Origin of the sequence: Nocardia sp. SSK8, from assembly GCF_037034205.1 — a bacterium.
GTDB lineage: Bacteria > Actinomycetota > Actinomycetes > Mycobacteriales > Mycobacteriaceae > Nocardia.
Genome location: NZ_JBAGKD010000009.1, coordinates 80,940 through 95,115 on the forward strand (window position 1 = coordinate 80,940; position 14,176 = coordinate 95,115).

The window sequence follows — 14,176 nt, forward strand, 5'->3', positions numbered from 1 at the left end:
GACCTCGTTGTGAGACAGGATGTTACGAACTTTCGAGACAAACTGTATCAAAATCTGAGCGTGTGCGTCAGTGCCCGAGGTCCGGGACGCTCAGCGCGGCGGATGGATGGGGCCGTCGAGGTCGGCCAGGGGCCGGGCCGAGGCGTGCGAGCGGGCGGCGAGGATCTCGGCGAGGATGGAGATGGCGGTTTCCTCGGGGGTGTGGGCGGCGAGGTCCAGACCGAGGGGGCTGTGGACGCGAGCGAGATCGGCGGAGGTGCAGCCGGATTCGCGTAGGCGGGTGACGCGGTCGGCGTGGGCGCGGCGGGAGCCGAGGGCGCCGAGGAAGGCGAGGGGGAGCGGCATGGCCGTGGTGAGCAGGGGGACATCGAATTTCGGGTCGTGGGTGAGCACACAGACCACGGTGCGGGGGTCTACCCGGCCCGCCCGGTATTCGTTCGCGAGGTAGCGGTGTGGCCAGTCGATGACCACCTCGTGCGCGGCGGGGAAACGCGCCGGGGTGCAGAAGGTTTCGCGGGCATCGACCACGGTGACGTGAAAGCCCAGCGGCGCGGCGGCGGCCGCCAGCGCGCGGGTGTAGTCGTCGGCACCGGCCAGGATCATCCGGGCGGGGGTGTGGAAGACCTGCACGAAGGTGCGCGGGCGGGTGGCGGCGGCCGGGGTGCCGTCCTGGGCGCCGATGATCCCGTGTCTGCCCGCCGCGAGCAGGGCGGCGGCATCGCGGTCGATCCCGTGCCAGGGTGCGGTGTCGCCGGGGTGCAGGAGTTTCCGGTCCGGCATGGTTTCCAGGGTGGTGGCCAGGGCGACCGGGCGATGCGCGGTCACCGCGTCGTGCAGCTCGCGCAGCAGCGGAATCGCGGTGTGGTCGAGGCGTTCGACGAAGATCTCGACCTCACCGCCGCAGGGCAGGCCCACGGCGAACCCGTCGGCGGCGGCGAAGCGCTCGCCGCTCGCCTGGCCGTCGCGCAGCACCTGGCGGGCGGTGTGCAGCACGGCCGCCTCGACACACCCGCCGGACAGCGAGCCGAGCACCCGGCTCGCGCCGGTCACCGCCATCGCGGCACCGGTCTCGCGCGGCCCGGCATCGGTGCGGGCGACGATCCTGGCCAGCGCCACCGGCTGCGTGGTGAGCAGGTCGAGGACCGGTCCGAGCAGTTCGCGCATGGCCCACCGGCCTCTCCGCGGCCGACCCAGTGACCGCTGTGACCAGCCTAGCTATCACCGGGCATCCGCGCGCGCCGAGCGCGGCGGGTCAGTCGAGGATCTCGCGGCGCTGTAGCCCGGCCGGGACGGTGCCCGCGTGGAAGAAGCCGCGGAAGATCTCCGTCGCGTGCTCGGCGGTGAAGACCTCTTCGGGATAGACGTAGGTGTCCGCGTCGCCGTGCGGCAGGTACACCGTGGGCAGGCCGAGGCGGCTGCCGGTGAAACCCAGCGTGTAGCGGCGGGTGACGTGGTCGATGGTCGTGCGTAGCCGCAGGGTCATCGCGCTCGCCGAACCCGCGCACTGCAGCGCCAGATCCCCGCGCGCCGAACTCGCCGTCGCGGTGACGTCGGTGGCGGGCATGGGCTCGGGGAGCAGGGTCAGTTCGAGCGCGTAGCGCTGGTGGCCGTCCATCCGGCGCAACGGGCGCAGAAAGCTGTCGACGTCCTCGTGCGGGCCGATGAAAACCTTCAATCGGTCGCTGTAGGTGACGCGATGCGTGGCGACGATGACCTCGTCGGCCACGGGCGCGGCGTCGAAGGAGGGTACGGGGCGTGGATCCGGGGTGCCTGCCGCGCGGACGGGCAGGACCCGGCATGCGCTGGCCTCGGGAGACGAGAACATGTGAAGCTCACCTACTCACACTCGGTTACTCGCTAGCAATCTAACCATCGTGGACGACATGTGATCCATAACAATACCGTGATGCAGATCACAAAGCATGGTTAGTTTAATGCCAGTTATGGATGAACCCGGGTCGTAGCCAACCTGGGGTCGGTTTCGTGCCGGTAGACCGGGGTGAGCAGGTCCGCGTCTACCGGTTCTCCGGTCGTGCGGTCGTACCGAACCGCGATCAAAACGGAGAACAACTGGGTGCTCGCGCGTTCGTGCAGGGTCGCGAGGCGGGTCGCCAGCAATCGGATCGCACCCAGGGAGCCGGGCGGATGCAGGCCGTCGATGAGCATGATGCTGCCGCGCCGGTCGGGGCGGGGCAGCCGGGCCAGGTAGGCGATGTCGTGCGGTTCGGTGCCACCGGGCCGGTAGACGCGCCGCGCGGCCCGGTCCTCGATGCCGCGGCGGGTGTCACCGGCCCGGGTCACCGTGCGGCGCAGCCGGGGATCGGCCACCACCAGCTGACGCAGGCTGGGTGAGAGTTCGGGGCCGCCCAGGATCACCAGGCCGTCGCGATTGAGATCGATCGGTCTGCCGGGCAGGAAGGTCTCCACGTTCGCCACGAAACCGAGCTGGCGCAGGAGCTCGGCCAGGCGCTGCGGGGCGGCCGGATCGGGCGCGCCCAGGAGTCTGCCCGCGCGCACCTCGGGCGCGAGGACGGTCAGCGAGCCGTGCCCGAAGAACAGTCCTTCGGGGACCGGACCCTGGGTGCTGACCTGATGGATCCGCGCGCGGGACAATCCCGCCGCGGCGCCGATCCGGGCGAACGTCCAGCCCTCGGCATGGAGTTCGCGGATCACGGCGCGCCTGATCCTGGTGAGTTCGTTGATGGTCTGCTGGGCAGCCGCCACCCCGTCGGTGGCCGCTTTGAGTCTCTCGACCTTGTCCTCGATCGCGAAGACTCTTGCCACGTCATCGGCCGACATGTGCGAAGTCTAGACAGCTGAACAGCATTCCGTGTCTATATCGGTTGACATCCAACTGTCCTGTGCGACAAGGAGAATTCCCGAACCGTTGTCGGCAATCACAAGGACGCGAGGTCGTCGCGGCCATGTCGGCCCCGCGCGATCCCGTGGCAAATGCCGACCGTGCGGTGTGTTCTGCCGGTCAGGTGGCGTCGAAGTCGATCGGCGGGCGCTCGTTGGGGGTCAGCGGCTTCTGCAGCGAGGGCTTGCCGACGGTGTCGGGCATGCCGCTGCTGGCACCGAACAGCTGCTGCTTGTCGGGCACCGCATTCTCCAGATCGCGCAGCACCGAGTCGTCCCCGCCCAGCAGGTGCTTGGTGACCGCGGCCCGCGGGCTCATCGAGCGCAGCTCGTTGAGCTCGGCCAGCGGCTTGCGCAGCTCGTCGAACTCCGGTCCCAGTTCCTGCTTGAGCTGGCTGGTGGCCCCGCTGGCGTAGTCGCGCACCTGGCGCAGCGAACGGGTGGTCCAGCGCACGGCGCCGGGCAGGCGCTCCGGGCCGAGGATCACGAGGGCGGCGACGAGCAGGATCATCATCTCGCTCCACCCGATGTTGCTGAACACGAATCCAGGTTACCCGGCGCGCGACCCTGCTGATCAGTCGGATTCGAGGGTGACCGACACGTCCACCTGCCTGCCGTCCCGGATCAACTGTACGTTCACCTTGTCGCCGATCTTGTGCTGCTGCACGGCCACGACCAGCTCGTCGGGACCGGTGACCTCCCGGTCGCCGACCTTCACGATGACATCGCCCTCGACGATGCCCGCCTTGGCCGCCGGGCCGTCGGGCGCCACATCGGCCACGGCCGCGCCGCTCATCACCTCGTTGGCGACGGTCTTGGTGCGCGCGCTCAGCCCGATCACCGGGTGGTGCATCTGGCCGTCGTTGATCAGGGTCTGGGCTACGTTCTGCATCACGTCGACCGGGATGGCGAAGCCCAGGCCCACCGAGCCACCGGTCTCGCTGCGGATGGCGGTGTTGATGCCGACCACGCGACCCTCCATGTCGACCAGGGCGCCACCGGAGTTACCCGGGTTGATCGCGGCGTCGGTCTGCACGGCGTCGATCACCGCGTCGGTGTCGCTGCCCTCGCCCTGCAGCTTCACGGGGCGGTGCAGGGCGCTGACGATGCCGGAGGTGACGGTCTTGCTCAGGCCCAGCGGCGAGCCGATGGCCAGCACGTCGTCGCCGACCTGCACGTCCTCGGACTTGCCGAGATTGGCCACGGTGAGGTTCTCGGCCTCCACCTTCAGCACGGCCAGGTCGGTCTTGGGATCGCGGCCGACGATCTGGGCGGGCACCCGGGTGCCGTCGGAGAACTGCACCTGGATGGCGGCGCGGTCGGACTTGTCGGTCGCGGCCATCGAGATCACGTGGTTGTTGGTGACGATGTAGCCCTTGCCGTCGATCACCACGCCCGAGCCGGTCGCGCCGTTGTCGCCGACGGTGACCCGGATGGACACCACCGAGGGCAGCACCGCGTTGGCGACCGCGGCGATGCGGCTGTGCGGCTGCTCCTCGGTGCCGCCGGTCTGATCGAGGGTGACCTCCCGCGAGGTCAGCGTGGAGGCGGTCTCGGCGGTGATCCGCCCGACCAGCCCGCCGACCACGGCGATGCCCAGTGCCAGCGCGGCCAGCACAGCCAGCGCCTTGGGTGCGACGGTGGCGCCGAACAGCACCTCGCGGGCAGTCAGCTTGGGCGCGTCCGGTGGACGCGAGGTGGGGGCGGCGGCGACGGCGGGGGCGCCCAGCCGGGCCGCGGCGGCCGGGTCACGCCAGGGATCGACCGGTCCGGCGACGACCGGCTTGTCCTCAGCGGAGCCGGGCTCGCGCTGCAACAGCTCGTCGGAGCCCTCGGGCCGCGCGAACGCCTCGGCCAGCACGCCGTCGGGCGGGCGCTGGGTGACGAGCTGATCGGTCTCGGCGGGCCGGTCGGTGGGGCGCGGTTCGTGCGGGGCGAACGAGCCGGACTGGCCGTTCGGGCGGCGGAACGCGCGCGCGGTATGGCTGTCGATGTGGGGCCGGTACACCGGGCGCGGTCCGAGGTTCGGCGCGTCCGAGGGACGCAGGTTCCCCCGCTCGGCCCCCGATTCCGCGTGCTCGGTCGATCCGGAATTCGTCGATTCGCCTGTCACGTGTCGAGACTCTACTTGCGCCGCCAGGTTGTCCACCGGGTCGCGGTGAAGGAATCGGTGATGAATCCGAGAAACGCCTCGTTACGGCGCGGCGGCTGGGCCTGCGTGCCGGGCAGTTCGGCCAGCGGGATGCGGGTGAGGCTGTCGTGCAGGCTGCGCGGCACGGCCACCTCGGCGGCGCGGCGCAACGCGATCCGGGCCTGCTGCTGGGCGTCGACCTCGGCGGCGCACTCGGGGCAGACCGAAAGATGCTGGGCGGCGCGCAGATAGGCGTTCATGCGCAGCTCGCCGTCGACATAGGCCGCGACCGCCTCGCTGGCCAGGTGCTCGGTGGGCTGGAAGCGCGGCGACCGACCTGCCGCCCCGGGGTCCACACTCATGCGGAGAACATCCTTCCGACCGACATCGACCGAGATACCGGGGACACCGGATCCGGTGCCACCCAGCGTAGGCGTCAGCGGAATACCGCTGCCGTAGTTCCATTATGCGCAAGGTGCTCGCGCAGCGCCTGCCGCCCACGGTGGATCCGGCTGCGCACGGTGCCCAGCTTGACGCCGAGCGTGGCGCCGATCTCCTCGTAGGACAGACCCTCGATGTCACACAGCACCACCGCGGCGCGGAACTCCGGTGCCAGCGCGTCCAGCGCTTTCTGCAGGTCGGGGTCGAGCCGGGCGTCGTGGTAGGCGTCCTCGGGGGTCGGTCCCTCGGCGGGCACCCGGTCGTAGTCCTCGGGTAAGGCCTCCATCCGGATGCGGTTGCGCCGGCGGACCATGTCCAGGAACAGGTTGGTGGTGATGCGGTGCAGCCAGCCCTCGAAGGTGCCCGGCTGGTAGTTCTGCAGCGAGCGGAAGACCCGGATGAAGGTCTCCTGGGTGAGGTCCTCGGCGTCCTGGGCGTCGCCGGAGAGGCGGTAGGCCAGGCGGTAGACCCGGTCGGCGTGTTCGCGGACCAGTTCGTCCCAGGAGGGCATGACGGTGCGGTCACCGGTCGCGTCGAAGGCGGCGGTGCCGGTGAGCTCGGCATCGAAGGCGTCGTCCGCCAGGTCGGTGACGTCGGCGGGGAGAGTGTGATCGGGCAGTGTGGCGTTGCGACGCGCCGTGTCTACCATCGGGATGGGACACCTCCTACTCGGGACCGCTGGCACGAAACCGTCCGGTCCGGGTCAGCGAACCTTGCTGTTCGGAATCAACCAGCAACGGTGTGTGGTTGTTCCCGCGTCTCGTGCCCGCCGCGATCGGCTGGCCTTGCGTAGGGCAACTATTTCCTGTCGCGATATGGGACAGGTGTGGGGATCCTGAGTGTGGCCTGAGAATCGACATTTCGCCGCACCCGCGCCTTCGCTGAATACACAGACCCCTCCCGTGGCCTAGCCTCTTAGCTGTGGCATCGAACGTGGAGCGGAACCTGGCGTACGTGGAGGAGTCCGTCGTCGAGGACGAGGTCCTCCTCGACGCGCGTGAGCGGGCCACCGAACTGGGCGCCGCGCCCGTGCCCGCCTCGGTCGGCGCGGTGCTGAGCATGTACGCGCAGATGCTGGGCGCCCGCGCGGTCGTCGAGGTCGGCACCGGCGCCGGGATCAGCGGGTTATGGCTGCTCGACGGAATGCGTGAGGACGGCACCCTCACCACCATCGATTCCGAGCCCGAGCATCAGCGCGCCGCCAAGGAGGCCTTCCGCACCGCCGACATCCCGCCCGCGCGCACCCGGCTGATCAACGGCCGCGCCCTGGACGTGCTGCCCCGGCTCGCCGACGGCGCCTACGACCTGGTCTTCGTCGACGCGGCGCCGATGGAACACCTGCACTACGTGGAGCAGGGCGTACGACTACTCCGCGAAGGCGGCGCCTTCATCCTGCACAACGCGCTGCTCGGCGGGCGGGTCCCCGACCCGGCCCAGCGCGACCCGGCCACCATGGCGGTGCGCGCCGCCACCCGCGCCATCGCCGAGAACCCCGACCTGACCAGCGTCCTCATCCCGATCGGCGACGGCCTACTCTGCGCCTCGAGGTGTTGAGGCGAGAACCCGCGGCGCCAGCCGCCGTGATTCAGCTCAACCGACCCAGATGCCCTTGCCGACGGTGACCACCCCGCCGTTGCTCACCGCGAACCGTTCCCGGTCGCGATCCAGGTCGACGCCGATGATCTCGCCCTCGCCGACCACCACGTTCTTGTCCAGGATGGCGTGCCGCACCACCGCGCCGCGCCCGATCCGCACGCCGGGCATGAGCACACTGCCCTCGACGGTGGCGCCGTCGTCGATCATCACGTTCGAGCTGAGTACCGAGTTGCGCACGGTGGCCGCCGACAGGATCGAGCCGGAACCGACGATCGACTCCTGCGCCAGCCCGCCCTGGGCGAACTTGGCGGGCGGCAGGTTCTCCGCGGCGCCGCGGATCGGCCAGTGCTTGTTGTAGAGGTTGAACACCGGGTGCACCGAGACCAGGTCCATGTGCGCCTCGTAGAAGGCGTCGATGGTGCCGACATCGCGCCAGTAGCCGCGGTCGCGCTCGGTGGCGCCGGGCACCTCGTTGTCGGCGAAGTCGTAGACCGCGGCCTGGCCCGCGGCGACCAGCGACGGGATGATGTCGCCGCCCATGTCGTGGTCGGAATCGGAGTTCTCGGCGTCGGCGCGGATGGCGTCGACCAGCACGCGGGTGGTGAACACGTAGTTGCCCATCGAGGCGAAGGTCATGTTCGGGTCGTCGGGCGTGCCGGGCGGATGCGCGGGCTTCTCCAGGAACTGGGTGATCCGGCCGGACTCGTCGGAGTCGATACAGCCGAAGGCATTGGCCTCGCTGCGCGGCACCCGGATGCCCGCCACGGTGACGCCCGCCCCGGAGGCGATATGGCTGGCCACCATCTGCTCCGGGTCCATCCGGTAGACGTGGTCGGCGCCGAAGACCACGATGTAGTCGGGGTCCTCGTCGTAGATCAGATTGAGCGACTGCATGATCGCGTCGGCGCTGCCGGTGTACCAGCGCGGGCCGAGGCGCTGCTGGGCGGGCACCGGGGTGATGTACTCGCCGGTGAACCCGGACAGCCGCCAGGTCTGGGAGATGTGGCGGTCCAGCGAATGCGACTTGTACTGGGTGAGCACGCACAGGCGCAGATAGCCCGCGTTCACCAGATTGCTGAGCACGAAATCGATCAGGCGGTAGGCGCCACCGAACGGAACCGCGGGCTTGGCGCGGTCTGCCGTGAGCGGAAACAGTCGTTTGCCCTCGCCACCGGCGAGCACGATCCCGAGTACGTGCGGCTGGCTCCTCACCCTGCTCAAAGTACAGGTCCGCGCAGGCGTCGGTGGCTCATGTCGACCCGACGGTCTAATTTGGACCGGTGAGTTCTGGCACGCACAGCGAGCAGGCGCGGGCCGACGCGTTGCGCGTCGCCGTGCTGACCCGGGAATACCCGCCGGAGGTGTACGGCGGGGCGGGCGTGCACGTCACCGAGCTCACCGCGCGGCTGCGCGCGCTGTGCGACATCACCGTGCACTGCATGGGCGCGCCGCGCTCCGGTGCGGTGGTGCACCGGCCCGATCCGGAGCTCTACGCCGCCAATGCCGCCCTACAGATGATGTCGGCCCAGCTGCGCATGGCCGATGCCGCCGGTGGGGTCGAAGTGGTGCACTCGCACACCTGGTACGCGGGCCTGGCCGGGCATCTGGCAGCCACCCTCTACGACATCCCGCACGTGCTCACCGCGCATTCGCTCGAGCCGCGCAGGCCGTGGAAGGCCGAGCAGCTCGGCGGCGGCTACCGGTTGTCGTCGTGGTCGGAACGCACCGCGATGGCGAACGCCGACGCGATCATCGCCGTCAGCGCGGGCATGCGCCACGACGTGCTCGACGCCTACCCGGCCATCGATCCCGCGCGGGTGCACGTGGTGCACAACGGGATCGACGCGGGCGTGTGGCATCCCGGCCCGCCCGCGCCGGGGGAGACGCCGGTGCTCGAACGCCTCGGCGTGGATCCCGGCCAACCGATCGTGTCGTTCGTCGGCCGGATCACTCGGCAGAAGGGCGTCGGCCACCTGCTCGCCGCCGCCCACGATTTCGACCCCGGCATCCAGCTGGTGCTGTGCGCGGGCGCCGCCGACACCGCCGAGCTGGAACAGGAAGTGGCCGCGGCGGTCGAGGAACTGCACCGCCGCCGCGGCAAGGTGTTCTGGGTCCGCGAGATGCTGCCCACCGAACAGGTGCGCCAGATCCTGGCCGCCTCGACGGTGTTCGTGTGCCCGTCGGTCTACGAGCCGCTGGGCATCGTGAACCTGGAGGCGATGGCGTGTGCCACGGCGGTGGTGGCCTCGGATGTCGGCGGGATTCCCGAGGTGGTCGCCGACGGGGTCACCGGCACACTGGTGCACTACGCCGCCGACGAGCCGGAGGTCTACGAGCGCGGACTGGCCATGGCGGTGAACGCGGTCGCGAGTGATCCGGACCTGGCACGACGCTACGGCGAGGCAGGGCGGGCCCGCGCCATCGCGGAGTTCGACTGGGCCAAGATCGCCGAGGACACGGTCGCGGTGTATCGCAGCGTGCTGCGGTGAGGCGGGTGCTCGGGGTGGGAGCCGCGCCCGGGTGCTGAGGTCTGCGGATGGCGAGGCTGGCGAGGCCGGTGGCGCGGGTACGTTCCAGCAGGGTGTCGAGAGCTCGATGGGGTTCGCTGGAAGCCCGGGACTGGTGGCGTCCGTCGGCGGGCAGGTATCCGAAAGGTAGACGTGACCGTCGCCGAGGTGGTGACTGCGGGTGGTGGGGCGCTGATCGGCTGCCTGGCTCCGGTTCGTGACAGCCGGGCGAGGCGGTTCTCGCAGGCGAGAGTCAGGTGCGCGGGAGGTGAATCGAGACCGTGACCGAGGCGGTGACCTTGGTGATGTCGGGGAGGGCGGCGATGCGTGGGTCGTCGGTGGGGGTGCCGTGGAAGGCCGACGGGCCCATGGCGACCACGTTCGTGACATCGGCGCGGGTGAGTTTCATCGGGAACTCGACGAGGGTGTGCTCGACGCGGGTGAAGGTGGCCGACAGCGACTCGGCCAGGCGGCGGTCCTTGTCGGGGTCGACCCGGACCATGCCGAGCGGGGCGATCAGCTCGCCCAGGTGCCGGTCGGTGGGGGTGACCACGACGAAGCGGCCGCCAGGGGCCAGGACGCGGGCGATCTCGCCGGGGTTGCGTGGAGCGAAGACCGAGAGCACGCCGGTGAGCGTGTGGTCGCGGACCGGCAGACCACGCCAGGCGTCGGCCAGGATCGAGGCTGTGCGGGGGTGCGCGCGGGCGGCCCGGCGCGCGGCCGGTTTGGACACGTCCAGGGCGATCCCGAAGGAGCCGGGCCGGGTATCGAGGACCGCTGCCAGGTAGTAGCCGGTGCCCGCGCCGATCTCGAGCACCACGTCGTCGGCGGGGGCGAGCCTATCGGCGCCGTCCCCATTGTCGGCTATCGCGGTGACTGGTGGGACGGCCGTGCCGGTGTCGTCCGTGCTCAGGGCGTGGGCGGTGGCCGCGGCGATGGGGGCGAAGTGTCCGGCGCCCTGGAAGGCGGCGCGCGCGTCGAGCATGGCGGCGGTATCGCCGGTCATCTTCGTCGACGCGCCGGTCAGCAGCCCGACATAGCCTTGGCGGGCGATGTCGAAGCTGTGCCCGGCCGCGCAACGCAGCGCACGGTCGCGCTGGTGCAATGCGGCGCCGCACTCCGGACAGGCCAGGAGTGCGGCGACCGTGTCGAGCGCTGTCAGCTGGTGACGCTCTTCAGCTCGTCACCGAGCGCCGCAGCCTCGTCCGGCGTGAGTTCGACGACCAGACGCCCGCCACCCTCGAGTGGAACCCGCATGACGATTCCACGACCTTCCTTGGTTGCCTCGAGGGGACCGTCCCCGGTACGGGGCTTCATGGCCGCCATCCTCTGCTCCCTCCAGATCTGCGCGGTCTGTCTGCGCACTGTTTCTCGTCTGCCGGTTGTCGCCAACCAGCGGGCTCGCCGGGTGTTCGGCGGGCCACACCGGTCCTATTCTTCCCTATTGCCCGCGCGGGCGGTCACCTGAGTAGGAAATGTGACTCTCGAGTCGGTTCCTTCCGGGGCGGGGCGTACCCAGCAAACTTCCAGGTGATCGTCGACCATCCCGGTCGCCTGCATGAGGGCATAGGCCGTGGTCGGGCCGACGAAAGCGAAGCCCCGGCGCTTCAATTCCTTTGCCAGAGCAACGGATTCGGGTGTGGTGGCGGGCACATCGGCGAGCGAGACCGGCCGCGGGCGCGGCGGGGGTGCGAACGACCACACCAGCTCGTCCAGGCTCACCGGCAGGTCGCGAGCAACCCGGGCGTTGGTGATGGCCGCGTCGATCTTGGCGCGATTGCGCACGATGCCCGCGTCGGCGAGCAGCCGGGCGCGGTCGGCCTCGCCGAATTCGGCCACCTTCGCGATCTCGAACCCGGCGAAGGCGGCGCGGAACGCGGGCCGCTTGCGCAGGATGGTGATCCAGGCCAGCCCCGACTGGAACGCCTCCAGGCAGAGCCGCTCGAACAGCGCGTCGTCACCGTGCAGGGGCACGCCCCACTCGGTGTCGTGGTAGTCGCGGTAGAGCTGGGAGCCGGTCGACCAGCCGCAGCGCACCAGCCCGTCGTCGGCGGGCTCGCTCACGGCCGGTCCTGGCTCGCCAGCACCTGCGCCTGCCAGTGCCGCGCCTGGGCCAGCTCGAGCTCGAGCTCGTCGATGCGCTCGGCCAGCCTGCCCAGCGCCCAGTCGACCTCCCCGGCCTTGTACCCGCGCACCACCTGCTGAAATCGCAGCGACCGCACATCGGCCCCGGTCACGCCCTGGGCGGGCAGCACCGTCGCCGTGGTCCCCTCCGGCAGCGGCCCGAGCTCCTCGGACCGCCCGAACACCGCACTGGCGACCAGGAACAGCATCGCCGCGACCAACCCGACGATGAGCACGTATAAGAGCAAGGTCAGCACAACTCCACCTTAGGCTGTTCCGCCTCTCCGGGATTTCTGGCCGGACCGAGGCGCGGGGCGAGTCAGGCGTGCGGCCGGCGGCCCCAGCGCGGCGAGTCAGCCGGTGCCCGACGAGTTACCCATGTTCTCGCGAGATCAGCTGTCTTTTTTGCAGGACGAATTGTCGCTACAGATGACGGGTGGTGTCGATGCCCAGCGACATGCCCGCCAGGCCGCGCTTGCGGACGGCGAGCTTGTCGGCCACGCCGCGCAGCGCGACGGCGGCGGAGTTCTCCGGGTCGCCCAGCACGATCGGGGTGCCCGCGTCGCCGCCCTCGCGCAGGGCCTGCTCGATCGGGATCTGGCCGAGCAGCGGCACGTTCGCGCCGACCGCGCGGGTGAGGCGTTCGGCCACCACCTCGCCGCCGCCGGAGCCGTAGAGCTCCATCCGGGAGCCGTCGGGCAGGTCCAGCCAGGACATGTTCTCCACCACGCCCGCGATGCGCTGGCGGGTCTGCAGCGCGATGGCGCCCGCCCGCTCGGCCACCTCGGCGGCGGCGATCTGCGGAGTGGTGACGACCAGGATCTCGGCATTGGGGATCAGCTGGGCGATGGAGATGGCGACGTCACCGGTGCCGGGCGGCAGGTCGAGCAGCAGCACGTCCAGATCGCCCCAGAACACATCGGCCAGGAACTGCTGCAGCGCGCGGTGCAGCATCGGGCCGCGCCACACCACGGGCGTGTTGCCGGTGGTGAACTGCGCGATCGAGATCATCTTCACGTTGTGCGCGACCGGCGGCAGGATCATCCGCTCGACCTGGGTGGGCTTGGCGTCGGAGCCGAGCATGCGCGGGATGGAGTGGCCGTAGATATCTGCGTCGAGCACACCCACCGACAGCCCGCGTTCGGCCAGCGCGACGGCGAGGTTGGCGGTGACGCTGGACTTGCCGACGCCGCCCTTGCCGGAGGCGACGGCGTAGACGCGGGTCAGCGAGCCGGGCTGGGCGAAGGGGATCACCGGTTCGGCCGAATCGCCGCGCAGCGACTTGCGCAGCTCGGTGCGCTGCTCGTCGCTCATCACATCGAGGTCGACGGTCACCGCGCCCGCGCCGGGCACATCCGCGACGGCCTTGGTGACGCGCTGGATGATCTCGGTCCGCAACGGGCACCCGGACGTGGTCAGGTACACCTCGATATGCACATCACCGCTGTCGGCGATGGCGATGGACTTCACCATGCCCAACTCGGTGATCGGTTTGCGGATCTCCGGGTCGTCGACCTTCGCGAGCGCGGCCCGCACATCCGCTTCCGTCATCACTGCCATATGACCGATATTATGCGGCTCAGATCCGCGGCAGGTCCTGGGGGCGGGGCGCGAGGCCGCTCGAGTAAGAGCCCGACCACGCCATGACATTGGCGACGTAGGCCATCGAGTTGTTGTAGCGCAGGATCGCCTTGGACTGCTGGGACAGGTCGCGCATGTTCAGGCCGCCGTCGCAGAGGTAGCGGCCCGCGGTGAGTGCGGCGTCGAAGAGGTTCTGCGGGTCGGCGATGCCGTCGGCGTTGCCGTCGGCGGCGTAGCGCTGCCAGGTCTCGGGCAGGAACTGCATCGGGCCGATGGCGCGGTCGTAGCCGCCGAGGCCGTCGAGCTCGCCGCCGTCGCTGTCGTAGATGACATTGTTGCCGTAGAGGCTGCCGTCGAGGACCGGGCCGTAGACGGCCTTGATCGGGTTGCCCTGCGCGTCGGCCTTGCCGTAGGCGTGGGTGGACTCAACCCGGCCGATCCCGGCCAGCAGCGACCAGTTCATGCCGCAGTGCGGATTCTCCACGGCCAGTTGCTCTTCGGCGTTCTGATAGGCGGCGACCGCGATGCCGGGAATGCCGAGCGGCCCGGCGGGCAGGTCGGCGGCGACCCGATCGTCCGGCAGCGCAACGGTTTTGACCACCGGCGCGGCCGAGGCCGACTGCCGTGCTTCCCTGTGCGCCACCTCGGCGACCTCGGCCTGGGGTGCCGCGGCGAGTTCGGGCGCGGCCTCCTGGTCGAGCTCGGGCAGGTCGTGTTCGACCGCCGCGGTGGCTGCTGTGGTCACGTCGGTCGCGGCGGCGGTGACGGCCACGAGTCCGGCGGGGACCAATCCGGTCAGTGCGATGAGCGAGCTACGCCGAACTGTCGTAGCAGGCTGTTTCCGATGACGACCCACTGTGTGGTGCCCTCCTCAACCGTGTTGGATGAGAAGAGATTACCGCACCCGAGATCTTTTTGTTACCCCTCTGTGATCTGA

General features: G+C 70.1%; 16 protein-coding genes. 2 read left to right on the top strand and 14 right to left on the bottom strand.

Annotation, left to right across the window (positions count from 1 at the left end; all coding sequences use genetic code 11):
- Window positions 1-90: 90 nt before the first annotated feature.
- The 7 genes from WA675_RS18185 to sigE form a co-directional block, all read right to left on the bottom strand.
- The gene (locus tag WA675_RS18185) at window positions 91-1,164 is read right to left on the bottom strand and encodes an XdhC family protein (protein WP_336085781.1); all 1,074 of its coding nucleotides are present in this window, start codon (window positions 1,162-1,164) and stop codon (window positions 91-93) included.
- An 88-nt stretch (window positions 1,165-1,252) separates the two neighbouring features.
- Entirely contained in the window at window positions 1,253-1,825 is a 573-nt protein-coding gene (locus WA675_RS18190) for a hypothetical protein (protein WP_336085782.1), read from the bottom strand.
- Window positions 1,826-1,941: 116 nt separating this feature from the next.
- A complete protein-coding gene (locus WA675_RS18195; protein ID WP_336085783.1) occupies window positions 1,942-2,799 on the bottom strand; it encodes a hypothetical protein in 858 nt (285 codons plus the stop codon).
- A gap of 181 nt (window positions 2,800-2,980) precedes the next feature.
- Complete coding sequence (tatB, locus tag WA675_RS18200) at window positions 2,981-3,400, bottom strand: Sec-independent protein translocase protein TatB (RefSeq protein WP_336085784.1); 420 nt, start codon at window positions 3,398-3,400, stop codon at window positions 2,981-2,983.
- 33 nt (window positions 3,401-3,433) lie between these two features.
- A complete protein-coding gene (locus WA675_RS18205; RefSeq protein ID WP_336085785.1) occupies window positions 3,434-4,972 on the bottom strand; it encodes a S1C family serine protease in 1,539 nt (512 codons plus the stop codon).
- Window positions 4,973-4,983: 11 nt separating this feature from the next.
- Window positions 4,984-5,352: a hypothetical protein gene (locus WA675_RS18210; RefSeq protein ID WP_278263232.1), complete on the bottom strand. Its 369-nt coding sequence runs from the start codon at window positions 5,350-5,352 to the stop codon at window positions 4,984-4,986.
- A 74-nt stretch (window positions 5,353-5,426) separates the two neighbouring features.
- Window positions 5,427-6,080, bottom strand: coding sequence for an RNA polymerase sigma factor SigE (sigE, locus tag WA675_RS18215; protein ID WP_336085786.1), 654 nt, complete (start codon window positions 6,078-6,080; stop codon window positions 5,427-5,429).
- A 272-nt stretch (window positions 6,081-6,352) separates the two neighbouring features.
- Between sigE and WA675_RS18220 the strand changes: the two genes are divergently transcribed.
- Window positions 6,353-6,985, top strand: coding sequence for an O-methyltransferase (locus WA675_RS18220; protein WP_336085787.1), 633 nt, complete (start codon window positions 6,353-6,355; stop codon window positions 6,983-6,985).
- A gap of 36 nt (window positions 6,986-7,021) precedes the next feature.
- Here the strand turns inward: WA675_RS18220 and glgC are convergent, their stop codons facing one another.
- Window positions 7,022-8,239, bottom strand: coding sequence for a glucose-1-phosphate adenylyltransferase (gene glgC / locus WA675_RS18225; RefSeq protein ID WP_336085788.1), 1,218 nt, complete (start codon window positions 8,237-8,239; stop codon window positions 7,022-7,024).
- 110 nt (window positions 8,240-8,349) lie between these two features.
- Between glgC and glgA the strand changes: the two genes are divergently transcribed.
- Window positions 8,350-9,516, top strand: a complete 1,167-nt coding sequence (glgA, locus tag WA675_RS18230; protein WP_336085914.1) for a glycogen synthase — start codon at window positions 8,350-8,352, stop codon at window positions 9,514-9,516.
- 271 nt (window positions 9,517-9,787) lie between these two features.
- Here glgA and WA675_RS18235 read toward each other — a convergent pair whose 3' ends face one another.
- The 6 genes from WA675_RS18235 to WA675_RS18260 all read right to left on the bottom strand — a co-directional run bounded on the left by WA675_RS18235 (window position 9,788) and on the right by WA675_RS18260 (window position 14,095).
- Entirely contained in the window at window positions 9,788-10,696 is a 909-nt protein-coding gene (locus WA675_RS18235; protein WP_336085915.1) for a putative RNA methyltransferase, read from the bottom strand.
- On the bottom strand, window positions 10,693-10,860 hold the full coding sequence (locus WA675_RS18240; RefSeq protein ID WP_011211259.1) for a DUF3117 domain-containing protein: 168 nt from the start codon (window positions 10,858-10,860) through the stop codon (window positions 10,693-10,695). Before WA675_RS18240 ends, WA675_RS18235 begins: the two co-directional genes overlap by 4 nt.
- Before the next feature lie 105 nt (window positions 10,861-10,965).
- Complete coding sequence (locus tag WA675_RS18245; protein ID WP_336085793.1) at window positions 10,966-11,598, bottom strand: DNA-3-methyladenine glycosylase I; 633 nt, start codon at window positions 11,596-11,598, stop codon at window positions 10,966-10,968.
- Entirely contained in the window at window positions 11,595-11,915 is a 321-nt protein-coding gene (locus tag WA675_RS18250) for a DivIVA domain-containing protein (protein WP_336085795.1), read from the bottom strand. The genes WA675_RS18245 and WA675_RS18250 overlap by 4 nt, the downstream gene beginning before the upstream one ends.
- A 166-nt stretch (window positions 11,916-12,081) precedes the next feature.
- On the bottom strand, window positions 12,082-13,218 hold the full coding sequence (locus tag WA675_RS18255; RefSeq protein WP_336085797.1) for an Mrp/NBP35 family ATP-binding protein: 1,137 nt from the start codon (window positions 13,216-13,218) through the stop codon (window positions 12,082-12,084).
- A 19-nt stretch (window positions 13,219-13,237) separates the two neighbouring features.
- Window positions 13,238-14,095, bottom strand: coding sequence for a lytic transglycosylase domain-containing protein (locus WA675_RS18260; RefSeq protein ID WP_336085798.1), 858 nt, complete (start codon window positions 14,093-14,095; stop codon window positions 13,238-13,240).
- Window positions 14,096-14,176 lie beyond the last annotated feature (81 nt).

Excerpts from the sequence above, each read along its gene's own strand:
- WA675_RS18185 (WP_336085781.1), bottom strand. The coding sequence starts at position 1,164 with ATGCGCGAACTGCTCGGACCGGTCCTCGACCTGCTCACCACGCAGCCG.
- WA675_RS18190 (WP_336085782.1), bottom strand. The coding sequence starts at position 1,825 with ATGTTCTCGTCTCCCGAGGCCAGCGCATGCCGGGTCCTGCCCGTCCGC.
- WA675_RS18195 (WP_336085783.1), bottom strand. The coding sequence starts at position 2,799 with ATGTCGGCCGATGACGTGGCAAGAGTCTTCGCGATCGAGGACAAGGTC.
- WA675_RS18210 (WP_278263232.1), bottom strand. The coding sequence starts at position 5,352 with ATGAGTGTGGACCCCGGGGCGGCAGGTCGGTCGCCGCGCTTCCAGCCC.
- sigE (WP_336085786.1), bottom strand. The coding sequence starts at position 6,080 with ATGGTAGACACGGCGCGTCGCAACGCCACACTGCCCGATCACACTCTC.
- WA675_RS18240 (WP_011211259.1), bottom strand. The coding sequence starts at position 10,860 with ATGGCGGCCATGAAGCCCCGTACCGGGGACGGTCCCCTCGAGGCAACC.
- WA675_RS18255 (WP_336085797.1), bottom strand. The coding sequence starts at position 13,218 with ATGGCAGTGATGACGGAAGCGGATGTGCGGGCCGCGCTCGCGAAGGTC.